A 25,251-nucleotide genomic window follows, 5' to 3' on the forward strand; every position below is an offset into this window, starting at 1 on the left:
TGTGCAAACAAAATGCATTACAAAGTATCCCTGTAATTTATGTTTATTCTGTCACTCAGTGTAGAATAAGGAATTTTATAATTATAGAGGCATTCTATTGATCTGCCTCTAAACAGTTGTCGATCAATGCAGTGGTAGTTTCTTAATATCAAATCAATACATGCTCTTATTTTAATCTGATCTTCTATGTTTTCATTAAAAAAGTCCTTAAAAAGATCAATCGATGGAATTAAGTTATATAAATAACGGCAATGATCAAAAACAAAAATGTCTGAGTACATCCAAGTATCTTTTGCTTTATATTTTAAAGATACTTGATGTTTCGCATTTGCGATATAAGGAAATCCATACTGTCCAATTATTAACTCGATTATTAAGTTTTTCATCGGTATATCACAGGTTAAGTGAATATTTTTATCAAAAAAGTCGCTCTTATGTAGTATTTCTATTAAATCTGACTTCAGCACTTTTTTAATCCAAGTATTAAATCGTGAATATCCTTCTTCATAATTCTCTAGCATTGAAAAAGCAAGAATTGAATTAAATAATTTATTGTCTTCAATAAAATTATATAAACCATTTTTTTGCTTTTAAGTAATTTTTGAACCTTCTTTACTGAATTTAATAGGGGATTGTATCCTGCCAATTATGAAAAAAGATTAGATTTGATACCTACCATTTATCTCTTCATTATTTCTCCTAATCTTATTTAATTTTCTACTTTAGCACCATCCATTATTTTTTTGGTAACTCGGAAAATAGCCGATTGTTGCCAAACGTTATATTCCCCTATAATGTACAATCTATATTTAGCACGTGTTGCTGCCACATTTATAATATTAGGTTTAACCCATCTTACAGCTCCCATGGCATTCTTATCGCAACCAAGGATAAAGATAACTTCTTTCGCTTCTTTCCCCTGAAACTTATGAACTGTTCCACAATAGTTATCTACCCAATTGTTAAGATCATCTTTATATGATTGAAGTTCTTCTGATTGTTCTACTAGATTCTTTACACCATTGATTACTGTAGTGAATGGAGAAATAACATATAAATCAGGTAGACCTTTGTATGCATTAAAACTATCAATTATAATTCGAAGGGCTTCTTTCCCTTGATTAGGAACAAAATGATTTTTCTGGCCAACCTCTTTGCCGCTAATATCAAACCAAGCGGAATGGTCGAGTGCAAATTTTTCTTCATCTTTACGCTTAGCTTTCCCAGTTTGTATTTTCATTGTTTGATCATAAGAAAGGCTATTAGAAATATCAAACATGGGATTTATACATCTACGGTGAACAATAAGTGGGCAACCAACCCAAGTGGGTGGTGCATCTGTATTCATAGAATCTTTAATATAGGATCCAAATCTATTGATATTATCAGCAAATTCCTGTACAGAAACAGTCTTATTCATATAAGGTAGTAATGTTTTGTCGGAAAAAGCCTTCTTAATTGCGTCGGCATCATCTGTAACGACAGGTTCTACTTGTTTAGGATCGCCTACAATTATTGCTTGTTGACATCTCCACAATGCTCCTAGTGCAAGGTGCGGAGAAGCTTGACCTGCCTCATCTACAACTAATAGACCTAATGCGCCTTGTTCTTTAATGTTCCCTAAGAAACGCCCAACGGATGCAAATGTAGTGGACATAACTGGAGTGAGTAGGAATAAGGTATTAAGTAAGTGAGCAAACGATTTTTCTTTGTCTCTTTTTGAATAATTACATAATTCGCCTTTGTAGTTTTCTTTGTATTTCCATAGCATCTGTAAATTTTTAAAATTGTCTCTGCATGATTTCGATGAAAGAATAAATTCTTTATGTACCTGTAGTGCAAGGTAAAATAATATTTCCCTTTCTCGATTATATATTTCAGTAATCCATGGGTTGGATGTTTGTACTTTGGTGTTTGTTTCATTATCTTTAGAGCCAAAATCATTCCAAAATTGTTTGTCTATAACCGTCATGTCTTTCCTGTAGTACGCTAATTTCTCTTGAAGTTTGATTTTGTTAGCATCAATAGTCATTTCTAAATGTGTAATTTTTATTCTTTTTTTCTTTATGGACGTTGCGCATTTATCAAGGTCGTTGTGTGTTGCTATTATACTCTTCTCTACATTAATTAATTGAGTTTCTAGTTCTTTTTGTATAGCTATTGCTTCACTATATTGAAGTTTAATAGTATTAATTAATTTTTGTAAACCTTCCTTTTTGAAACTAATTCTTTGTTTTTCTTCTTTGGTTTCTTTTATTCTCTTCAATCGCTCGGTATTAATCGATCTGCCAAATAAAACTTCATACCATTTTCTTTCGTCTTCAAATTTGATTATGGAGGAACGAATAAGTTCCAATTTTTCATTTAACGCTTGTTGTTTAACGTCTTCTTCACATAAATTAACGCGTAAAGTTTTAACATTATCGGCTACTAATAATAATTCCTCTTTGTTCTTGTCTTTTTTATTTTTTAAAGATTGAAGATTTACTTGAAGCTGCCTTAGCTTGTTAGCATAATGATTAATTTCAATTTCAATCGATTTTCTTTCGTATATAAGTTGTTCTTCTCGTTTTTTATGTTCGTCGGATAGCTGACTGATTGTTTTCAAATTCTTTTTTAAATTGGTAACTATTTTTAATTGTGCGTCAAATTCTTTTTTCACCTTACTAAACCCTTTTTGTCGATCTTTTATCATTTGATTATTCACATAGAAACTTTGAATCAAATGAGATAAGACATTGAAACTATACTTACTAATATTGTTTGACTTACCCATGGGTGCTGATATAATACCCCAGTATTTATCTTCACCAAAATTGTCATCAGCTTGGTTTCGTTCTGCAAAAAGGTTGTTTGCAAGGTGTGAGAAGTAGACATCCCCTTTTTCTATATACTGTGTTTTATCTTTTCTGTACTTTTCTTTGTTTTCGGTAGTAGAGATATCAAATAACGACCGTACTTTTTCTAAATTTTCCTTTTTGTTCGGATTATCATTATCACTGGAGGACAAGCTTGAGAGCATGCCATCCATATCGGGTAAATCTTTTGTAATATTCTCAACAGCAGCATTATTACTAGAAGCAACTAGAATACTATATTTAGTTAGATCATTATTTTTAAAAGCAAAATACTTGTTTACGTATTTATCATAACTATTGTGGCTTTCTATTCCATCTTGGAAATAACGGACTTCAAAGGCATCATCAGCTGTTTCGTATGTAGATAAGATTTTAGCACGTTCAACAATATTAGAAACGATTATTTCTTTTAAAAGTGTTGTTTTACCCGTACCAGGAGGACCATTAACAGAGAAAATACTTCTTGTTTCCTCTGATTTGCTAATGCCGATATTAATCGCGATTTGTTGCATAAGTGCAGGACTGAATTTAGACGGCCACTTACCATCAGGACTTAAGTCAGGGTGTAACCATTTTTCAATGTCTGGTTTACTTTCGCGAATATTTATTCGGTCCTCGGAAGAATTCTTTTGATTCTTTTCATTATAGTTCGTATAAGCGCTGACTACATAATCAATTATGGATTCAAACATAGGGTTCAGGTTAGTAGTGTCTAAGGCATTTCTAACTAATTTTAAATCGCTTGTATAAAACCCCTTAATCAGTTCACTATAATCAGGACTTAGGCCATCTTCACGTTCAAATACTTTTTCATTTTTGTATCGTGTGTAAATGAAGCTACCCTCTACATTATATTCAAATGTTTTTGTCCCCATGTTCTTGATGTAGGTGTTAACAATTTGTTTATATAAGGTTTTTATACATTCCGAATTTAATGGCTCTGTATTACTAATAGACTGCTCGAAAAATGAAATATCTTTCATATATCTATCATTAGATAAATTAGAATCAAATTGTCCATCTGTTAAATTACATTGGTAAATTCCCCACACCAAAGGAGAAATTCTAAGACTATTTTCTTTATATGAACCATCTTCATCTAATTTTAAGCTAAACAAACAAACTTTGGATTTCTCTTGTTCTGGTCTATCATCTTCTAAATTTAACATACGGTATAGTTCTTGAATTAAAAATTCTTTGCTAACTTTCCCAATACACAAATGCAAGTTATTACTTATGTAGCTATATCGATTGAAAGTATGGTTATCTTCATTTATTATCTCTGATAATTTCTTATTACTAGGATAATCATGAAATATTGTGAGTTTATTTACTTGTCGTTTTTCTTTAAGACGATTTTTCTCTATATTGATATTTTTTTTGTTTTCTTTAGAAGTTATCGGAAATGCTTCTTGGTTTAAAAAGTCTACAAGGTACCAAAAATCTAAAACTTTTTTAGCAATAGTCATTTTATGTGTGCGATTAGACTTAATCATTATAAGCTCCCTCTTATTCCTTCGGTGTAATAGCGTGTACTAAATACTTTTGAAAAGCAGCCACGTGGTGCCAAAATTTCTGAAATGTATTTCCTAATAATATATTACCACTGTTAAACTAAGGATTAAACACTCAAACTATAAACATTAGAGAGATTTTTTTTTTGAATTTATATGCTATTTAGGTGTAATTGGTCTATCCTTGTGGGAGACGTGTAAGGCGTTTTTGTGAAAAATGTGTAGCTAATTCGCTACCCTTTTTCGCAAAAAAAGCAAAGCTGAAAAACCAAAGGCAACAAGGGTTTGAGGTTGCTTTTCTCATTTTCAACTGCAAAACAAAAAGGGATGTTCAATTTGAATAGACGAATGCTCCTATTAGTTTGATACTGTTCAGTGTGCAAAGTGTGACAAAAGATAGGAAACAAAGCCTGAAATTGCTATAAAAGAGACAGGAGTGATCAATCATGACAAACGAATTCTTAAAATTAGATAATCAAATCTGTTTCCCGCTCTACGCAGCAACCCGTGAAATAACAAAACGTTACCGTCCATTACTGGAGGAGCTCAACGTCACATACCCGTAATATCTCGTGTTGCTTGTACTATGGGAAACTGATCAAATATCAGTTAAAACATTAGGCCAACGCCTAATTCTAGATTCAGGAACCTTAACCCCAATGCTTAAACGGATGGAAGAGAACGGTCTAGTTAAACGAACGCGATCAAAAGAAGACGAGCGCGTGGTACAAGTATCGCTGACCGATAAAGGCAAGGAAGCTGAAGAAAAAGCAGCTCAAATTCCATTTAAGTTCCTTGAACAAACCAATTTAAACAAGACTGAACTCATTCATCTAAAAAAAATACTAGCTAAAATGCTAACTCAATTTGAATAGAATAGGACTTAAACGATGAACATTACGATTATTAGTGTCGGAAAATTAAAAGAGAAAGACTTAAAGCTAGGAATAGACGAATATGTCAAACGTCTACAAGCCTATGCAAATTTAAAGCTGATTGAAGTACCTGACGAGAAAGCACCAGAAAACCTAAGCCCTGCTCAAATGGAAGAGATTAAGATAAAAGAAGGCGAACGTATTTTAGCAAAAATTCCTGAGGATACACATGTCGTTACACTTGAGATTAAAGGTAAACAATTAACTTCCGAGCAGCTAGCAACCGAAATGGATCAGCTTGCTTTACATGGTAAAAGCAAAGTGGCATTCATTATTGGTGGTTCATTAGGATTGAGTGAAGCGGTGATGAAGCGGAGTAACTTTGCCCTGTCCTTCTCAAAGATGACCTTGCCTCATCAACTAATGCGATTGGTCCTGCTGGAGCAGGTTTATCGGAGCTTTCGGATTAGGAGGGGGGAGCCTTATCATAAGTAGGTAACAATTTGGGGTAAAATATAAACCCTTTAAGATTAAAGGGGTAGTTCTTTTTGATTTTATTATATAATTTTCTATAGAAGATTTAGTAAATGAAGGAATCGAATTACTCAATTCATCTTCAGGTAAAAGTGCAATGAAGGAAAAATGAATATGCTCTAAACTTTTCTTCTCAGCTTCTATTTTTTCAATGGATGCTACAATTAATTGTCTAAATTCCAAAGGCTCTAAATAGTTTTTTAGTTCAAGGAATTCTTGAAGCTGTTGACGAATGAAACTTTGGGTAACAGGTTTTAAAGATGATTCCTTTTTAGAAGGCTGTTCTTTCAATGAAAAGACCCTGTTTTTAGTTTCGCTTATCTCGGCCCGTATTTCTTTCATTCGTTCAGCCGCTTCCTTCTCAGTATGAATTCCAGATCCTGTTTCAACTGACTCCTGAACTCTTCTCCTTTGTTGTTCCAGTTTGGTTAGTTGGGATTCTAGTATTTTTATTTCCTTTGTTTGTTCTGTGAATTTAGGGTCTTGTTCAATCAACTGGTTAATTTGATTGGTAATTCTCTCGATGGCGGAATCAGATTGCAACGTCTGTGTAAGTCTATCAAACACAGCATTCTCTAGCCAATCCGCATCAATAAGGTTTGGATTACATACAGATCTTCCTTTGTTATGATACTGTCCGCAAGCATAGTATCTTTTTTTGGTTCCGTCTTTTCGTTTTGAACCGTAAAGACTTGTCATGTAGGCACCACATTCCGGACACTTAGCAATGCTTGTTATCGGGAATGTGCCTGAATATTGCCGTGGTGTACCAGTACGTCGTTTTTCCCTTAATTCACTAGCTTTACTCCAAGTCTCTTCATCTATAATTGGTTCATGTGTACCTTTTGCTATTATGGGGTTAGGGTTTTTCCCCTTTCTTCGATTTGTTTCCCAATTAAGTACTTGATTGAATCTTACATATCCCTTATATATGGGATTATCAAGAATAGTTGATGCAGATACTACAGCAAATGTTTTCCCTTTTTTTGTACGTTTACCTATTGAATTAAGGTAATTGGAAATCTTCTTTGTGCCCCATCCTTCATTCGCAAACTTATCAAAGATAAGTTTAACTGTTTCAGCTTCTTCCTCTATGACAATCAATTCCTTGTCAACAGTTTTGTAACCTAACACTATACCGCCATTAAACTTCCCAGACCTTGCTCGTTGCGACATACCCAATTGAACATTCTCCGCGAGTTCCTCTCTTTGATATTGAGCCACCGAGGCTAAAATGTTAAATTGCAAGTTTCCGTGTGGTGTACCATATTCGCCCTCCTTAATACTGATGAATCTAACCCTTTCTCTATGGATTTCCTCTACTAGCTTTAAAGAATCAGATAAAGAACGACTTAATCTACTTACTTTATAGGTGATTATTGCATCTAATTTTCCAGAAACTGCATCCTTAATTATCTTATTTAATGCGTGTCTTCCTTTTGTGCTCTTAGCACTAATACCTTCATCCACATAGCATTCAATCGTAATGTCTTCACTAAGTATTCTATGGGCGAATTGTGTACCCTCTTCTCGTTGTGCATCTAACGAGAATCCATGTTCGACTTGTTTTCCTGTTGAAACCCGAATGTATAGTCCAATTACTTTAGTCTTAGTTGTCATAATTATTCTCCTTTTCTCTGTAATTGTTGATTTGATTTTCGTTTGATTGCTTCAAATAAGTAGAAAGCAATTGTGTCAAGACTTTCATTAGCCTTTTGGATATTTGCATCGTTAGTTTCTATATTTTTTTCATCTGGGGAAATATTAGTTGTGGATTTTTCCATTGGTATAAGCCTCCGATTTAATGTATTTGATTCTGTGGTAAGACTGTAGTTTTATGCGGGTGGGAATTAAAGAAATGGATGAATAGCATGGGAAAGGTGGGATTTAAAGTTATTCTTGGGAATTCGTCAAAGACAGATTAATTAGAAGGTAAATCTGGGGTCGTGCGTATTGTGGGAGGTGTTTATTTACGCTACATAAAAAGCATATCATGAAAAATGACCTTTGTGGTTGACAATTTGTCACCACTTTCGAAGGAGAGGTTTATATAGCCTATTTAACATGAGCTAGAACAGAGTCGAACATTGGAAAGTTTTACGAAGGCTTTGTACAAGCTATGATAATTGTATTGATAAGCCAATCAAATGTAAGAATCAAATTGAACCTTCCATCGTATTGGGGAGGTTACAAAAACAAATAAATATAGTCGGATTGGGAACAAAAGTATATGGGTGAACCCTTGGTACACAACATGTTTCTGCTTCCCAACATATGACCAAGGGGGAATTAAAAATGATTCACACATTTAAACAGATGTTCGAACTCCACTATCAGGAGGTACAGGATTTGCAAAGAAGGCATAATATTAAGTACACACAGCTAAACAATTATTTTAATGGTGTATTTCCGGGAGATTTAGCTTTGTGTCCATTTCAGGGTATCTTTTATAGTTTTCGATTCGCCATATGTATGAAGCTGAGTATCCCACATTTTCAGCCATATCCTGCAATGAAAGGCTGTTTCCCATACAATATTCACGTACTAAACCTCCAAAATCCTCCACTGCTTTTGCTATTTTTGTAGTGCATACCATCTTTAATAATACTTATCCAAATTGTACCATAAATGGCAAGTAATTCTTTTGCGATTTCAAGGCGGTTTTTCATAAATATTAGCCAGCTAGACATATGGAAATTTGAATTGTAGGCAAACGCATCTTTTTCTTTTTTTTTCTTTAAAAAAGTATGGAGGGTCTATGTAAATCATCTTTACCAAACCAGCATATCTATCTTTTATTGAATGTAACGCAATCAAGTTGTTTCCTTTAATAATAAGATTATCTTTTTCACCAATTCCCGTTAGTTCTTGTTCACCTTGCTCATCATATTTCTTTATATTGGTAAGTACTTTTCGCGACAGCATCACGTCTATTTCTTCTCGTGCCAATTCCCTATGATAATATAGCTCTTTTTTTCCTACATCTTCAGTTGTCATACCACCTTCCAAAATGCAATCCTTGTATGGAAAATCTAACATTACATCTGAATCATATTTCAAATATTTACCCTCACTTGTCAAACCGACTTCATTACGGAAACGGGTGTAGCTATTCTCCCAATAATTTTTGAATCGCAGCATAGCAACGAATTCATCAATCTTGAATACAAGATTGTTTCCAACTTTTATCGAATAAGCTGTCTGTATATCATCTTTCGCCAACAATGCTTCAATTAAATTCGTTCTATATTCCCTTAAATCATCAATTACTTTCGATTTTAATAACGTTCCCTGTTCCCAATACTCAGGGAAAGAAAACAAGACTTTATTTATCTCCTTCATTAATTCAGTTTCCATGTGACAACCCCATTCCCTATGAATATTTATTTTCTTAGTTTCCTCTATATACTATATAATGAATGAGAAACTGTCTGTTTGTCCAGTTACATTCAATTGGAGATTGGTTAATATTTGTATTCAGTTATAACTAAAAATTATATATAGAGGTTACAAGTAGTGAAGCCTAGTGTCAAATGACTTATTTCTTGTCAACGTGTGTCCGTAACATGGCACAGAAGGTATATTTCAAGGAAGTTTATGAGGTTAAATGTTTGTTCTTTTAACTAGTATAATGAGGATATATACTGATTCAAGTTTAGGATGCCGATTAATAGAGTGATGAACCTAACTTAATAGAGAATAGAGATTGCATTTTGAATAAAATTGGTGTTTTCGTGTTTTTACGAGTGAACGGTTTTCTTCAGACTTTACTCCCAGGTAATACATGAAATTGTAAAGGAAAAGTGTGAGAAATACTTTATAATGGTAGTATAAAAGTATGGTAAATACATATATCCATAACAGTTCTATATTTTTTATTTATTAGGTTGCTAGATAATGAAGGAATGGAAATGAATGAAGAATTGAATAAAATACTTATGAGTGTCCAACTTCTTTTTGATACTGATGGAATAACCAGAAAGCTGGAGTGGATTCGAGGAGAATATGAACACAGTATAGAACCTGGTGTAGGTATACAAACAGGGTTTGGACATACGTTTTCGAGAATGAGCCTTACGAAATTTGAGGAAGCTGTGCAAAGAACTAATAATGATCAAGACGAAGATTTCCACCAATATTTGAACAAATTAATGTTCGAAAAGGATGTAACACAAGCCACTATATCAAGGCGTAGTTTAATTAAAAAGTCTGCCCTCAGTAGGTATATAAATGGGTCAAGAGAAGTTCCTGTATATATAGTATCTCGCATAGCATTGTCATTAAAGTTGAATCTAGTTCAAACGGAGACTTTGCTTAGAAAAGTAGGAAAGACATTTAAAGAGGCTAGGATGGATGCTGTCATTATGGAAGCGATTGAACAAGAGATATTCGATGTGGTAAAAGTCGAAGCAGTTTTGCAAAGGTTTACAAATCGTGAAGAGTCGTTATTAACAAAGAAAGAGCAAGATGAGTTGGGCTTTGGTGACATGGAAATAGAAGTAATATAACAATCAAAGTTTGGAGAGATCGTTATGTATATATCGGGGGTAACAATAAGTAATTTCAGGAGTTTTGACCAATTTAATGTAGATTTGAATGAAGGCTTATCAGTAGTTATTGGAGAAAATAATGTTGGTAAATCAAACTTTTTAGATGCTTTAAATCTTATTTTTAATAGTAATTATTCACCTAGAAAAAGGATATTGATACAAGAGGACTTTTATAATGGACTTGTAATTAAGGAAAAATGGCCGGAAATTACAATAGAAGTATTTTTAAAAGGCATCGAAACTGAAGATGAATTAGCTATTACCAGTAGATGGCTTACAAGGAATCCTGGTGAAGCAAAGTTAACTTATAAGTATAGACCTAAGGCTAATATCTCCGTGGAATCTCCATCCGAACAGGTATCTATAAATAGGGTTCAATTACCATTAAATGAATACGAATGGATTATATATGGTGGGGAAAGGGAAACTTTGGATACATTTGATTTTAATATGTTATCGAAGTTTGGAATTGAATACGTAGGTGCACTTAGGGATGCTACAACAGAATTAAAAAAGTCATCTGGAAAGTTGCAGCAGATGCTTAGGAGTATTGATTTAGAGGATAATGTTTTACAGAATATTGCAGTCAAAGTCGATGAATTGAACAAGACAATTATGCAAGGAGAGGAAATACAAAAGGTAAAAAGTGACTTAAATAGTTACTTGCACAACATAACTGGATCTACAAGACAAAAAGTGCAAATTCAAATGGGAGAAAATGATTACGACTCTCTTATAAAAAATTTAAAAGTCTTAATAGGTGACGTAGAGGATCGGGTTCACTCAGTTGAGATGAATGGGCTTGGTTATAATAATTTGCTTTTTATTAGCCTCTTACTTACACAATATACTGCGTTAAAGGAAAAGAAACTAAGCAATTTTGATTACATATTTCCAATAATCATTGTGGAAGAACCTGAAGCTCATCTACATAATCATTTACAAAAGTATTTGGCAAGTTACTTTTTTAAACAAAAAGTAGCGGGGCAAGTTATCGTAACAACACACTCTACAAATGTTAGTTCTCACTCGAACTTAGATAGTTTAATAGTCTTTTATAAATCCCACCAAAAGACAATATCTAAACGTATAGGATCCATATTCGACCCTAGTCTAAAACAACAGCTTCAGTACAAAAGATACCTGGAGAGATGGCTAGATGCTACAAAGTCGGATATATTTTTTAGTAGAAAGGTATTATTAGTGGAAGGAATTGCGGAAAGACTGCTTATACCAAAATTCTTTTCAATGATTTACAGTGAAGAAATTGAGGTAGACGGTAAGAAAGTAAAAAAGAAAAGAACTTTAGAAGGAGAAGGTATTTCAGTAATTTCAGTAGACGGGGTTGCTTTTCGTCCATTCTTACATTTATTTGATTCATCAGGTTTAAATATAAAATGTGCAGTATTAACAGACAGTGATCCAGAAAAAACTCCGCTTCTTGATGAAAATGGAGATGAGGTAAAGGGAAATAATAATGAAGTTTTAAAGGAAGAGGTTTACCCAACAAAGCCAGGCGAATTTGAATTCAGCTCAAGAACTTGTGGGCTAATTAATGACTTTGAAGGTATAGATAATATACTAATTTCCACCAACCTAAAAACATTTGAATATGACTTAATGCTTGAAGATAATAAAACTTTCTTTATTGAATTATTCGAGGAATATAAAATAGGGTTAACCGAAGCTAGGAAAAGTATATCATCAATGGAGGGTAGCGAATTTGCGAAAGAAGCATATAAGTTAATATCACAGGTTAAAGGAGAATTCTCACAGTTTATCTTAGATGAATTAAACAAAGGGAAGGATTTTAATGTTCCGAGTTATATTAAAGCAGCCTTCGATTTTTTGTTAAAAGATGAGGAGGAGTTTTAAACGTGAAGGATGATGGTAAATTTCGTGAAAGTATAGTATTTTCCCCTCTTTCAGAGCCTATAGTAGTACAAGCTGGCCCCGGGAGTGGAAAAACAACGTTATTGATTGAACGTTTAAAATATATAATAGAGAAGAGACAAAAGAATTATTTGGGGACTGGATGTATTACTTATACAAATGCGGCTAAGGACGAAATTATTTCTCGATTAGAAAAAGAAGGAGTACAGTTACCTTCTAATCTGTTTATAGGAACAATTCATTCCTTTTTACTAGATTTTGTAATAAAACCGTATTCCCATTTCTTTAATAACGAGGACATACCTTTTAAATTAGCTTCATTTGGTTTTGCTAGAAACTATAAAAACGATATAGCTACAATGTTAAAGCGTCCTCCTTACTTAATTAATAATTCCACTTTAGAAGCCTTTGAAAGTTTGAATCGAGATAAGAATGGAAACCCGTTTTGCTACAGAGGCAAAATTCCTTCTGACGTAGCAAAATGGTGGAAATCCCTTCTAAAAAGGGATGGTTATATTGATCAGCAGGATGTTGTCTACTTATCCTATCTAATATTAAACAAGTATGAGCATATTCGAGATGCTTTAAGCGTTCGTTTTCCATACATGTTGGTTGATGAATACCAAGATGTTACTTATTTTCAAGAAAGACTCTTTTTATTACTTAACCATTCTACTTTCTTCTGTGTAGGTGATTCAAATCAATCCGTCTTTGGTTTTACAGGGGCTCAGCCAGAAAACTTTAAATCAAAATGGGAAAATGAAAGTTACAAAACTTATAAACTGAGTAACAACTTTCGAAGTGCAAAACATATAATTCACTTAGCAAACAATAAAACAGATATAGAACAGGTAGAAGCTGGTATTAATGGAACAAGTGATCAGAAAGTAGTCTTTTTTAAAGATGTTGAACAAGTATCTGAGGTAATCAAACTGTTTCATAGAATACGTGATAATGTCGAGTGTGATGAAGATTACAATCCTTATATAATTTTGGCAAGACAAAATAAATACATTAGAGTTATAAGTAATCTAATAAAAAATCAAGATATTGAACCGAATATGTTTTTTCAGAAACTCAAAAAGGAGCATTATCGTCGCTATAAGATTTTATATAACTCTTTGATAGCCATTCTATTTAGACGGGAAAGTGATTTTAAACAAGCAGTTGAAAGAATTGAAGAAGCATTTAGTTATCTCCTTTTTAATGAGCATCCTAACTTTGTTGATCTAGCAAGTATAGGTTATGACAAATTTATGTGGAAGAAACTCCAAGTTTATACCTTACAGTATTTGGATGGATTGGTTCTTTCAGAGACTACAGTTGCTGAATTATTTGAGGAAATGAAAGATTTTATATCAAATCTTTCAAAAGATTTATTTGGAATTCCTATTGGAAATAAATTACGTATGTTAAATTATAACTGGAAAAATCAAGTTAAGGCGTCAAAAGGAACAACTATATCACAATTAGTAGATCAGCTTGAAATAGAAAGTAACTTATCTAACAGTGAGGGAAATGTTATTAGTATCCATAATGCTAAGGGACAAGAGGCTGAGTGTGTTTTAGTTTTGGCAGAGTCTAAATCACAATTAGATGAATGGCTTGCATTAAATAATGAAACAGAAGAAGCACGTGTAGGCTATGTTGCATTTTCAAGAGCTAGAAAATTATTATGTGTGTGGGCTCCACTAATCGAAGAAGAAGATTATGCTCACTTGGATGAAAATGTGACTTTTTTAGATAACTCTTATATTTCAATGAAAGAAACGGTATAAAATAGAATAAATCTAAAAGAATTTAGTTTTTATGGCTAATTATAGGGATGGTGATTTAGCCGAAGTTTAAATGTCATTTTGTTGCAAAATGTTTAGGTTATTTCCCTTGAACTTTAATGCGTTACATTTGTTTTCTATTAATTTTGTAAGAGAAACCCTTTAGTACCAGGCTTTATTCTATTTGTTTATTCCTAGCTTTAAATAATTAATAATCTATAATAAGCATAGTGTTACAAATTAATAGGGGGCAAATAATTGGGGAAAAAATATAAAGAGAGTTGCATAGAGATATTAAAAGAAAAAGGACCTTTATTGGGGAGTGAATTAAGAAAACACCTTGTAGAAAGGCGAGGGGTTACAGAGGGAAACGCTAGGGCAATAATAAATAGATTGAAAAATAGTGAAGCATTTCTTAGTACTGATCCTGTTAAGTTAAAGTATCAAGAATTAATATACTATCTACCTTTTCATGATTTAAGAGCTAAATTGAAATTAATAATGCCTGAACATTCTGTAACCCTTAATAGAATATATCAAGCATTAGTGGAAGAAGATGGTTTCCTGTTATGGAATGAATTTGTAAAGATTTCCGCTGGAGTGGTTGACCCCTCTCAATCTACACGTAAATCTGCAATTAATATATTCAATGATTTAAAGTCCCTTGGGATTGTCGAGGAAATAATACATTATGAACACATACCTGTAGTAGTAGCATCAAAAAAATGGTTTCCCCGAAAAGAGGACTTATCAATAGAGGTTAAAACAAGGACAAAAAAGTTATCTTTCAATAAAGGTTTAAATGAAGATCTTCTAAAATGGTTAGAGAGTATGAACTTAATAGGTTGGGAAAACTCATATGTTAGAGATGTACAAGACTTTAATGTAGGATATAATGGTTTTTATTTTGATGCTGTTGGCTACACATACTTATGGGGGCTATATCGTACTAACCAAAAAGATGAGCTATTTGAACCTGCACGGAATAAGGCAGGTTCCCCCGTCTTAGTTGAGTCTATATTGCATCGGAACGCTAAACGTCATGATATTACAGGTTTCATTAATAGAGTAGATAACTATCGTGGTCCTTTAAAGTCTAATAATAACCTAAAAGTAATTCCTATTTGTTTTGTAAATACTATGGAAAAAGATGCTTACAATCTTGCTAGAGAACGTGGAATACTTATTATGAAACTTAGTGATGTATTTGGTACTAAATTAGCTGATTCACTACAGGAGTTACAGGAAATTGACCCAGAGAAGGTTGATCCACAAAAATTGTCCTCTATACTTGATAATGTAAGTAATTCGGGTAGGGATGGCGATTTTGGAAATCTTAAAGGTTATGTTTTCAATTTCTTAGTAGCATCTATTTTCAATGATGCCGGATATAAGACAAATATAGGTCTTCACTATAAAGATTCTGAAGGAAGAAAATGTGAATGCGATATAGTTTATGAAGATGTAGATGAAATAATTGCCTGTGAGGTTAAAGGTTACGACGAAGGTAAAGAAGTAAAATTAGGTGAGAATGAAAGAGAACCAGATAGTGTTAAAAAGTTCTTTGAGCGAACCTGCTCTATAATTCAAAAAGTTAGTGGAAAAACGGTGATACCTATATTTATTACTTCTGGTACGTTTTCACAGGATGCAATAAACTACTTGGAGAAGAAAAATAATAGTAAAAGGATGAAACCATTATTAAAGCATAACTTTCCTTCTAGTATTTATTATGATCGTAAGGCGTTACTAGAACACTTTGGTAACAAAAGGAAGTTCAAAGAGCACAAACGTGTACTTAAAGAATACTTTAAACAAAAAAATAAGTAAGTTATAAGTTCTATGTCGAATGTAGTGATAAAACTATTTTTCCACCACTACATTGACTGGAACCATCAATTCATTGCCTTTATATAGTTACGGTGAGCCGTATCATAAGTAAATGATGTCAGATCACGAAAAATCAATAGAGGATTTAAAGTGTTTGCTATATCTAATCCCTATTTAAGTTTCTAATTATTAATGAAAGAAGATTATGTCATTTATACTCAACTATAATATATTAAAAACTAGGCGATAAATAGAACGAAAAAATTAGGATAAGACATTTCAAATGTGGAAGATTATTAAATGATTACCAATGTTATAATGTGAATTATAAGAATTGCGACACGACTTATTTTAGGTATGATAACTACAATAATACTATATTATATAGATGCGTTGGCTGCGGGGTCCGAGTGGAGGAAAGAAAAAAAGTAGGTACTAAAGGAAGGAGTTGTTTTAGATGAGGTGTACAGCTACAGAGTTAGAAATTGAAACAATATTTAATAGGATAAAAACTAATGATTTTGATTTGCAACCAGACTTTCAAAGGGGAGAAGTTTGGAGTGTCCCAAAGAAAAGAAAATTAATAGATTCAATTCTAAGAGGGTGGAGAATTCCTCCTATACATGTTATTGAAAATAAAAATTATGTTGATGAAGTTCTGGACGGTCAACAAAGATTGGCAACAATAAGGGGTTTTTTAAGAGATGAGATCAAAATAGACGGAAAGTTATCCCCGCTTGATGATCATATACTTAATTTGGATGGACTAAAATTCTCTCAGCTTGATGTAGACACACAAAGAAAGTTTAAAAAATATAGCGTAACAATAATTAGGCTAACAGAATATTTACCTGAGGAGCCAGCTGAACTTTTCTATAGATTGAACCAACCGGCTACATTAACTTCAGCTGAGCAAAGGAATGCCTTTGTAGGAGATACGAGAAATCAAATTAGAGAGCTTGTAGATTCGTTTGAAAGAGCAGGAGCAAACAAGGAAACTATTGGATTTACAAATTCAAGAATGGCATATGATGATGTAATTTCAAAGTTTTGTTACATATTAGAAATTGGTACCTTAAGAAGGAAAATTACATCAAGTGATATATCTGAGAAATACAGGAGTAATGAACCTTTTAGTATGAATGTATATATTGAGGCAAAAGATATTCTTGAATTCTTTATTAAAAGCGCAATCAGATCAAATGATTTTTATAGTAAAAGGCTATCGCTGAATAAAGCAACTCTATTTAGTTGGTTAATATTCTTACACCGTTATATGAATAGACTAGAACCAAATGAATTGTCGGAAATGATGTTTGAATTCGAGCATGCAAGACAGCTTGCAAAAGGTAAAGAGGATCTAAACATTTTTTCTAAGAATGATATTGGTTTAAATCTATCAGCCAAGTACCCTTTCTATCAAAGCATGTTTTTAATATTTAACCAAAGAGCTAGTATGGGAAGTACGGATGCCAACTCTATAATTTCAAGGGATATAATTTTGGAGATTTTTCTATTAATATTTTTTAAAGAGAAGCGGTTCAATGATGATTTATATGATAGGGTTATAGGGGTTTATAGCCAAACCCAAAACTTGTCTCTTACACTTGAAAAGGTAGCTGAAGAGCTAAATTGGGGGGCGCAAATATAATGGTAAGGTTGGCAAGAGCAAACGATATATGGAAAACAGTATATAAAAGAAACTATGAACATTTAATTAAGGATATAAACCTTAATGGTATAGGTGGAATAAACAATGTAGAGTTTCAGAAAGGAATATTTGCGATATGTGGATTAAATGGTACGGGGAAGTCCACAATATTATCCTCACTAAAAGATATATCCTAGGGTTAAAAATTAACAATCAGGACATAAAGAGAATTAGCGGTCATAACATTGTTGCAAATATATTAAGCAATAATCAATTAGTTGAAGTAACTAATCAAAGAGACTCACGTTTTTCAGATATAATAGCTGAAGATACATCTATATATTACCTTGATTACAAACAATCTACTAGTATTCTTGATTTTCTTGACCAGGATAATTTAGAAGAACTTATAGATCAATATGATGAGAACATACTCACACAAGAATTAATTGATGATTTAAGTTATATTGTAGGTAAGGAATATGATGAAATTATTCTATATGAAATCGAGGACGGTGAAGAGGTTATTCCTTATTTCAAGGTGAAAATATCCGATATTTACTACGATTCATTAGGGATGGGGATGGGTGAACATTTCTTATTTTATATATTTTGGGTTTTCTATAAATTAAAAGGCAGTGGAATAATATTAATAGAAGAACCAGAGACATTTATTAGTATAAATTCACAACAAAAGTTAATGGACTTCATTGCGCAAAATACTAGCAAGCTTGGTATCACCGTTATTTTAGCTAGTCATTCACCATATATAATTAAAAGAATTAAAAAAGAAAATATAATTATTTTAAATAGATATTCTAATTTCGTATCAGTTGTAAAGCCATCCGTTGCTAGAGATTCGTTGGTAACTCTCGGGTTGGAAATTCCCAAAAAGGGTTGTATTTTTGTGGAAGACAAAGTAGCTGAAGTATATCTAAAGACTATCCTGTCTGCCTATTGTTCATATATATTAAGGGAATATAACATTGAATATGTTAATGGGCATGCAGGTATTACAGAAAGACTAAGGTTTCCTAACACAGCAAAGTTCACTTATAAGTTGGTAGGAATTTATGATGGAGACATGAAAGAAGATATTGAAAGAATAAGGGATAACATTAATTGGGGATATGCCTTTTTGCCTGAGGATACCGCAATAGAATTAGAGTTTAAGAGATGTCTAAGAACCAACGTACAAAAATTTGCTGCCATGATACAAGTTGATTTAGATGAATTAGTCCAAATACTTTCTGGAATCGAGGGGTTAGACCATCATGACTGGATTACAGAGCTAACAGACCAATTAGGAAAGGATTTAGCATTAATAATTGAAAAGCTTTTTGTTATTTGGAGTGAAGCTGAGGGAAATCGTGAAAAAATAGAGAATTTTGCAAAAAATTTACAGGAATTATGTTAGAAGAAAAAGAAGCCAAGATGAAAAATGGCTTCTTTTTAATTAGTGATGTTATTTTACCCTGCAAACCGGTACGCTGAACCGTAACAATGACATTAAGAAAAATACAAATAGACACCGAGATAAAACCGTTCTAAATGGAATGATTTTATCTCGGTTTTTAATCACCGATACCAGTTGATAAGTCAGTAACACTAAAAATGTTGAAATCCTGCTTACTGTCTATATATTGATTGAAAAAATTCAAATCAATACCTGTTATCCTGTGGAAGAAGTCAATTTCGACCATCCAATCATTTTCGAGCATTTTTCGCATATCAATTATGCCTTTTTGAGCAACTAGGTCAATGATGCTTTTCATCTTTTGTGGCTTTTGTAAAGGTAATGTCTCGTCTAGTGGTTCTCTTTTTAAGTAACCTTTTCGATGAAGTGCAGCGTAAAAATTGCGGTGGCTTTTGGCATCTAATACACCTAGATTTTCAGCACGATACCCTAAGACTTGTAAAGATGTTTTCCACTTCGTTTTTAAATCAATATAGGCATCGGGATTTGTTTCATGAATGACCGTTTGCATATCACCAAAAAAGGATTCTTCGGGAAGCAAAAAGGCGCTTGCAAATTGGTTCGCTTCTTTCTCGATTTCCTTATGTTCTTTACGGTCTAAACTAGTAAATTCAACTCGATAGTGAAGTAATAAATGGCCAAGCTCATGCGCAATATCGAAATTTCTACGAACGGATGAACGCTTAAGCTCACCTAGAATAATAAAAGGCCGGTCTTGATTGGTCCATAGACTATAAGCATCTATTTCATTATCGATAGCCTTTTCAAAAATAAACACGCCACTCTTTTCAATTAGAAACATAAGGTTGTCATTTGTGTCCTCATGAAGTCCTAATTCTTGTCGTGCAAACAGGGCTACATGATTTATTAATGTTTTTCTATCCTCGGTATTCACAGTGTTTAAGTACTCAATTATTTTATTTCTCAATTGAATAATCTTTTGTGTGGGATAAGTTAATTTTGCTGTTACATAGTTAATAAAGCTGTCCAAAAATTCCATATGCTTGGTTTCAGCTTGTGTTTTGGAAATAGTATTTATTACTTTAGAACGATACGCTATATTCATAACTGGAATATTGTCTGCTTCAAAGTAACGATCAAGTACGTCTTTCTTATAGAAATATTTACTTTTCACATTAAAAATAGCTTTTAAATCATTAACAACCGTCATTTTTGGCGAAGTGTAATGATTCTCGTATTGCCAAACTGCCTGTTCTGTTACGTTTAACATATCAGAGAGCTGTTTTCGTGAATATCCATGCATTAAACGAAGATTGGTCAAATTCTCACCAATAAACATAGTGCTCCCCCTTATTTAATGAAAAATTACTTACTTTCCTCGTCCTCGAAGATTCCTATATCGAATGCCGCAGGATCAATTATATCACTCTCTTGTTCTGGGGCAATAACTTCTCGTTCTTCATCTGTTAACTCTGAACCTGATATATACTCAGAAAGATCCTGTATCCTATACGCTATATTATCCTCTGGGTTTGGCAAATAATGCATGATCTCAGAAATTTGATAAGCATCGTCAATTTTATAGGTGAGAATATGGAATTCGTGATATTCAGTCTGTAGTCGTTCAAGGTCAGCTTTTACATGTTGATCTGGTACAAACAATGTGAGTTGTTGGTTGTGTTCGATAGATTTTCCATGAGCCTGAGTAATAGTTTTAAATTCAATATCTTGATTAATTTTAGAGAGTTCATGAAGATAAGTGCGGCGAGTTCCATGACCTTTATTGTTAGTGGGTAAAATTGCCTGTGAAAATCCCTTCTCATTAAAATAGGCTGCATTCTTAATGAGGAAAAGTTTTTTAGTGTCACCATGAATGAATTGCAAATAATCCCATGTCAAACCGGCCTTAGCCTTCTTGGAAGTTAAATTAAGTTCTCCGCTAATATCAGCAACTTTACTTTCAATAAAATTCCCCTTAGTCCAGGCGAATGCAGAACTAATTTTCATATTACGATGACGATCTTTACGATGTTCAATGTAATCACGGTAACCCTCTACAATTGCATCAACAATCACTTTCCTATCATCTGCATCAAACTTATACTGTTCCAAATCTATCACTCCCTCTAATAATTAATTTAATTTTATTTTAAGTCAAACATAGTGAAAAAGGAATGATTTTTTTCGTTATTTTTAAAGTTAATATGATTATATATAATTTCGCTATAGTTTAATGTGATTGCTAGTGATTGGGTTTTATATTATGAGTATTCGGGATTATTAGTACTTTTTATATATAATCTTTTATTCCATTCACTTTTCACTCCGCTACTTACTAACCTAAACAAATGGTAGATTAACATCCCTTATGTTAGAATTAATATAGAAATCATACATCTTTATTCCCTTTTCTAGGAGGAGAAGCAATGATTGTTTATGAAGCAACAAAACAAGAATTTCTGAGCGACGTTTTTGATGATCAATTAGTGAATAACATAACACGTAACTATAATTCTCGTATTGGTAAGATTAATAAAAGTGAGGTTAGATCGTGGGATAACTCGATGCAATATATGTATCGTATATTAAGTGATGATACAATCCCGAATAATGCTGGAGTAGCGATTGAATTTAAAATTCCTTATACTTCGAAACGTGTGGACTTTTTGATCTCAGGTAAGGCTGAATATGATAAAAACTCTGTTGTCATTATTGAGCTAAAACAGTGGGAGAAGATTGAGAAAGTAGCCGGGAAAGAAGCGATTGTTAAAACGGCCATGAATAGAGGGCTAGTAGAAACAACCCATCCTTCTTATCAAGCTATGTCGTATGCGATGTTGATTCAAGATTATAATGAAAATATTCAAAATGACAAGATTAACCTGTATCCTTGTTCATATTTACATAATTATATTGACTTAGGCAGCGAAGATCCTTTAACGGACGAAATGTATCGTTTTTATGTCGATCAAGCACCTACATTTGTTAAAGGTAGCGCCAGCAAACTTAGATCATTTATTAAACGATACATAAAGTTCGGTGATAATAAAGAGAATCTATATAAAATTGAAAATGGTCGTATTAGACCCTCTAAGTCTCTACAAGATGCCCTGGCAAATATGCTGGCGGGTAATGAAGAATTTATGATGATTGATGAACAGAAGGTAACGTATGAAACTGCAATTCAATTAATTAATGATGGGTTAAGAACAGACACGAAACAGATTATGATAGTAGAAGGTGGCCCTGGAACTGGGAAGTCAGTTCTTGCAATCAACCTTCTTGTTGCACTTACTAAAAAGAACCTTGTCGCTCAATATGTGACGAAAAATGCGGCGCCAAGAAATGTGTATGCCAATAAATTAAAAGGGACGTACCGTAAGACACATATCGATAATTTATTTAAAGGGTCAGGAAGTTATACGAACTCTGAGAAGGATGAATTTGATATTCTAATAGTAGACGAAGCGCATCGTTTGAATGAGAAATCAGGTATGTTTCAAAATCTTGGTGAGAATCAGACAAAGGAAATAATTAATGCATCAAAGTTAGCGGTGTTCTTTATTGATGAACGTCAAAAGGTAACACTAAAAGATGCAGGTAGTATTGATATAATTAAGAAATTTGCCATGGAACAGGGTGCTTGTTTAACAACAACAAAATTAGAATCTCAGTTTAGATGTAATGGCTCAGATGGTTATATTGCTTGGCTAGATGATGCACTGCAAATTCGTGATACAGCAAACAAACTTCATATGGGCTCTAGCTATGATTTCAGGATTTTCGATGATCCAAGTAAATTAAAAGTAGAAATTGAGCGACTTAATAATGTGAAAAATAAATCTAGGATGGTGGCAGGTTACTGCTGGAACTGGGTGAAGGAAGGTAGAAGTGATTCTTCTTTTCATGATATTGAAATAGAGGAATTTGATTTCGCGATGAGTTGGAACTTAAATAATACGCATACTTGGGCTATTGATGAAGCGTCAGTCAAAGAGATTGGCTGCATTCATACATGCCAAGGCTTAGAATTCGATTATGTCGGTGTAATTATTGGGGACGACCTCACGTATCGAAATGGCGCGGTGGTGACGGATCATACTAAGAGAGCCAAAACGGATAAATCTTTATTTGGTTTAAAGAAAATGTTAAAGGAAAATCCAGAAGAAGCGGAAAAAGTAGCTGATGAAATTATCCGCAATACTTATCGAACGTTAATGACGAGAGGTCAAAAGGGCTGTTTTATCTATTGTACAGACAAAGCACTGGAAAACTATTTTAGAAAGCGACTAGCTCAGACTTCAGTAGTATATGGCGAAAATGAGTTCTTTAAATCAGAATCTATAGTAGCTGAGAAGAACGAAACTTATAATTAAAGGGAGTTATGACTCATGAGCTCAAACAAAGCAAGTATTGACGAATTAATGGAGCTAGTCATTTATTTTCGCGATCAGCGTGATTGGCAGCAGTTTCATAACTCGAAAGATCTCGCGCTTTCCCTCTCCTTAGAATCTAGTGAATTATTAGAGAATTTTCAGTGGAAAACGAGTGAAGAGGCTGAGAGCGAGAAGAAAGATGAAATACAAGATGAGTTAGCTGATGTTGTGATCTATGCCTTGATGTTAGCGCATGAATTGGATATTGACCTAAGTGATGCCGTGACTAGTAAACTTAAGAAAAATAATGAAAAGTATCCTGTCGCTAAATCTAAAGGGAATAATAGAAAGTATAAAGAGTTTTAGCCATAAGGCGACGGTTTAGACTAGATCAGATAAATACTATGATATTTGTATAAACAATGATATTAACAAGTTAATGAACACAGAATTAAAAACAAATAATTTGGGGGTATTACATTGGAAAACAATAATGAAAGTCTAAAATGGGTAAATAAAATCAGCAATATTAAGATTGATAGTAGAATATTAGATTATAAAATCCCGATCAGAGGAATTTATGCCATTTTTGTAAAGAATGAAGACTTTAAAGGTGAAAACAAATATTGTCTATATGTAGGACGTTCAGTCAGTATCTACGGACGGATGTTTGACTCTAATGATGGTCATATAGCTAAAATAAGAGATAAGAGGCATTTTATTAATGTGTTGAATAAGGCAAGCGACCAAGATAATATAGAAGTTTTTATAGAAGTATTAGAAGAGGTTCCTCTAGTTTATAATAATTATTATAAAGACATGCAACGCTTAGCTTCTGCAGAAAATTATTATATCAATAAGTATCAAAGTATAGATCAGTGTCTAAATCAAGTTCCAGAAGGCAGTAAAATGAGTAAAGAAGAATGGGAAAATAAAAAAAGAACTAATGTAGAGTGTCTATTAAAAAATGATAAAGGTAAATTAAATTCTCAAATAACTAACGTATTATAGAATTTTAACAATTGGAAGAAACGCGGGGATTTAGTTTGATCCTACAAATAGAGAACACGAAAAAAACCACCGATAGTCAAGGGGCGATCAAAATGACAAAGAAAGATATTCATGTAGTAAGTGCGGTAATAGTTAAAGATTCAAAGATATTATGTGCGCAACGTAACGCACATAAAGCGCTCAGCTATAAGTGGGAGTTTCCGGGTGGTAAAATTGAGCTGAATGAACACCTGAGGAAGCATTAAAACGGGAGATTGTTGAGGAGTTAAGCTGTGACGTTGATGTAGGGGAAAAGATTGTGGAAATTGTTCATGAATATGATTTTGGAATCGTACATCTTTCCGCTTATTTTTGCGAATTGGTTAACGGTGAGCCTGTTCGGACGGAGCACGAATCACTTAAATGGCTAGAAAAGCATGAACTAGATTCCTTAGATTGGGCAGAAGCAAATTTACCCACTGTGGCGAAAATACAGAACAGATAGCGAAGTCATAACGACGGAGGGATATGCATGCAGGAACTTAGAAGACTCATTACATACAGGTTTTATTAATCATGACCATGAAAAAAATGGGTACATACAAGCCGGAATTGTTAGTGAATAATATTCATACAGATGAAAATGTGTTGACTTCTTTACTTGACGAATTAAATCACTGTGAATCGTTTTTTTTTTCTGTCGCATTTATTACGGAAAGTGGATTAGCCACGCTTAAATCTCATTATTAATTTCTCCCGAAAATAAATCGTGGTTAAAATTCTAATTATAGCATTCCGCATGAAGTAAATAGAAAGCAATTGCTTGTGTTACATGAAGATAAATAGTCTCTGCTAATTGGTCACTTGAGTAGTCAAGTCTATCCAAACTTTGAGCGATCCTAACCATGTTGCCGTTCCCTTCAAAGATACAGTCCCTATTGCAGTAATCACCCCGAGTTACTAGCTA

Annotated in this window: 19 protein-coding genes and 3 pseudogenes; 14 read left to right on the forward strand and 8 right to left on the reverse strand. The window is 33.2% G+C overall.

What is annotated here, in order from left to right; translation table 11 throughout:
- Nucleotides 1–709: 709 nt before the first annotated feature.
- Complete coding sequence (locus tag BM000_RS05690) at nucleotides 710–4,354, reverse strand: DEAD/DEAH box helicase (RefSeq protein ID WP_091495746.1); 3,645 nt, start codon at nucleotides 4,352–4,354, stop codon at nucleotides 710–712.
- A gap of 464 nt (nucleotides 4,355–4,818) precedes the next feature.
- Between BM000_RS05690 and BM000_RS05695 the strand changes: the two are divergent.
- Nucleotides 4,819–5,247, forward strand: a pseudogene (locus BM000_RS05695) (MarR family winged helix-turn-helix transcriptional regulator).
- Nucleotides 5,248–5,262: 15 nt separating this feature from the next.
- Complete coding sequence (gene rlmH, locus BM000_RS05700) at nucleotides 5,263–5,742, forward strand: 23S rRNA (pseudouridine(1915)-N(3))-methyltransferase RlmH (protein ID WP_091495750.1); 480 nt, start codon at nucleotides 5,263–5,265, stop codon at nucleotides 5,740–5,742.
- Here the strand turns inward: rlmH and BM000_RS05705 are convergent.
- From BM000_RS05705 to BM000_RS05715, 4 genes are all read right to left on the reverse strand, one after another.
- Nucleotides 5,668–7,401 (reverse strand): recombinase family protein, encoded by a 1,734-nt coding sequence (locus BM000_RS05705; RefSeq protein WP_091495752.1) that lies wholly within the window; start codon nucleotides 7,399–7,401, stop codon nucleotides 5,668–5,670. The two genes, rlmH and BM000_RS05705, sit on opposite strands and share 75 nt — an antisense overlap.
- Before the next feature lie 2 nt (nucleotides 7,402–7,403).
- Nucleotides 7,404–7,565, reverse strand: coding sequence for a hypothetical protein (locus tag BM000_RS16745; protein WP_177178223.1), 162 nt, complete (start codon nucleotides 7,563–7,565; stop codon nucleotides 7,404–7,406).
- Nucleotides 7,566–8,176: 611 nt separating this feature from the next.
- On the reverse strand, nucleotides 8,177–8,377 hold the full coding sequence (locus BM000_RS17145; RefSeq protein ID WP_143063905.1) for a helix-turn-helix domain-containing protein: 201 nt from the start codon (nucleotides 8,375–8,377) through the stop codon (nucleotides 8,177–8,179).
- 86 nt (nucleotides 8,378–8,463) lie between these two features.
- Nucleotides 8,464–9,138 carry a site-specific DNA-methyltransferase gene (locus tag BM000_RS05715; RefSeq protein ID WP_091495756.1) on the reverse strand — a complete coding sequence of 225 codons (675 nt, stop codon included), beginning with the start codon at nucleotides 9,136–9,138 and terminating at the stop codon, nucleotides 8,464–8,466.
- Between the two features lie 554 nt (nucleotides 9,139–9,692).
- On the opposite strand from BM000_RS05715, the gene BM000_RS05720 reads away from it, so the two are divergent.
- The 7 genes from BM000_RS05720 to BM000_RS05745 all read left to right on the forward strand — a co-directional run bounded on the left by BM000_RS05720 (nucleotide 9,693) and on the right by BM000_RS05745 (nucleotide 18,897).
- Entirely contained in the window at nucleotides 9,693–10,289 is a 597-nt protein-coding gene (locus BM000_RS05720) for a hypothetical protein (protein WP_091495758.1), read from the forward strand.
- Between the two features lie 24 nt (nucleotides 10,290–10,313).
- Entirely contained in the window at nucleotides 10,314–12,206 is a 1,893-nt protein-coding gene (locus BM000_RS05725; RefSeq protein ID WP_091495760.1) for an ATP-dependent nuclease, read from the forward strand.
- Nucleotides 12,207–12,208: 2 nt separating this feature from the next.
- Nucleotides 12,209–14,002, forward strand: coding sequence for a UvrD-helicase domain-containing protein (locus BM000_RS05730; protein ID WP_091495762.1), 1,794 nt, complete (start codon nucleotides 12,209–12,211; stop codon nucleotides 14,000–14,002).
- Nucleotides 14,003–14,257: 255 nt separating this feature from the next.
- A complete protein-coding gene (locus BM000_RS05735) occupies nucleotides 14,258–15,829 on the forward strand; it encodes a hypothetical protein (protein WP_091495764.1) in 1,572 nt (523 codons plus the stop codon).
- 457 nt (nucleotides 15,830–16,286) lie between these two features.
- On the forward strand, nucleotides 16,287–17,480 hold the full coding sequence (locus BM000_RS05740; protein ID WP_091495766.1) for a DUF262 domain-containing protein: 1,194 nt from the start codon (nucleotides 16,287–16,289) through the stop codon (nucleotides 17,478–17,480).
- The gene (locus BM000_RS17170) at nucleotides 17,480–17,677 is read left to right on the forward strand and encodes an AAA family ATPase (RefSeq protein WP_143063899.1); all 198 of its coding nucleotides are present in this window, start codon (nucleotides 17,480–17,482) and stop codon (nucleotides 17,675–17,677) included. The genes BM000_RS05740 and BM000_RS17170 overlap by 1 nt, the downstream gene beginning before the upstream one ends.
- Nucleotides 17,617–18,897: an ATP-dependent nuclease gene (locus tag BM000_RS05745; RefSeq protein WP_091495768.1), complete on the forward strand. Its 1,281-nt coding sequence runs from the start codon at nucleotides 17,617–17,619 to the stop codon at nucleotides 18,895–18,897. The genes BM000_RS17170 and BM000_RS05745 overlap by 61 nt, the downstream gene beginning before the upstream one ends.
- Nucleotides 18,898–19,054: 157 nt before the next feature.
- On the opposite strand, the gene BM000_RS05750 is transcribed toward BM000_RS05745, so the two are convergent.
- Together BM000_RS05750 and BM000_RS05755 are read right to left on the reverse strand one after the other, a co-directional pair.
- Nucleotides 19,055–20,257, reverse strand: coding sequence for a spr1629 family repressor/antitoxin (locus BM000_RS05750; protein ID WP_091495770.1), 1,203 nt, complete (start codon nucleotides 20,255–20,257; stop codon nucleotides 19,055–19,057).
- Between the two features lie 26 nt (nucleotides 20,258–20,283).
- Entirely contained in the window at nucleotides 20,284–21,030 is a 747-nt protein-coding gene (locus tag BM000_RS05755; protein WP_091495772.1) for a spr1630 family ClpXP-sensitive toxin, read from the reverse strand.
- 314 nt (nucleotides 21,031–21,344) lie between these two features.
- Between BM000_RS05755 and BM000_RS05760 the strand changes: the two genes are divergently transcribed.
- The 5 genes and pseudogenes from BM000_RS05760 to BM000_RS16970 all read left to right on the forward strand — a co-directional run.
- Nucleotides 21,345–23,294: a DUF2075 domain-containing protein gene (locus BM000_RS05760; RefSeq protein ID WP_091495774.1), complete on the forward strand. Its 1,950-nt coding sequence runs from the start codon at nucleotides 21,345–21,347 to the stop codon at nucleotides 23,292–23,294.
- Nucleotides 23,295–23,309: 15 nt separating this feature from the next.
- Nucleotides 23,310–23,660 carry a nucleotide pyrophosphohydrolase gene (locus tag BM000_RS05765; RefSeq protein WP_091495776.1) on the forward strand — a complete coding sequence of 117 codons (351 nt, stop codon included), beginning with the start codon at nucleotides 23,310–23,312 and terminating at the stop codon, nucleotides 23,658–23,660.
- A 114-nt stretch (nucleotides 23,661–23,774) separates the two neighbouring features.
- Nucleotides 23,775–24,305, forward strand: coding sequence for a hypothetical protein (locus BM000_RS05770; RefSeq protein ID WP_177178224.1), 531 nt, complete (start codon nucleotides 23,775–23,777; stop codon nucleotides 24,303–24,305).
- Between the two features lie 92 nt (nucleotides 24,306–24,397).
- Nucleotides 24,398–24,789, forward strand: a pseudogene (locus tag BM000_RS05775) ((deoxy)nucleoside triphosphate pyrophosphohydrolase).
- A 7-nt stretch (nucleotides 24,790–24,796) separates the two neighbouring features.
- Nucleotides 24,797–25,031, forward strand: a pseudogene (locus BM000_RS16970) (hypothetical protein); the annotation flags it as partial.
- 34 nt (nucleotides 25,032–25,065) lie between these two features.
- On the opposite strand, the gene BM000_RS17075 reads toward BM000_RS16970, so the two are convergent.
- Nucleotides 25,066–25,191 (reverse strand): hypothetical protein, encoded by a 126-nt coding sequence (locus BM000_RS17075; protein WP_281245847.1) that lies wholly within the window; start codon nucleotides 25,189–25,191, stop codon nucleotides 25,066–25,068.
- Between the last annotated feature and the right edge of the window lie 60 nt (nucleotides 25,192–25,251).

Source organism: Amphibacillus marinus (assembly GCF_900110345.1).
Lineage (GTDB): Bacteria > Bacillota > Bacilli > Bacillales > Amphibacillaceae > Amphibacillus_D > Amphibacillus_D marinus.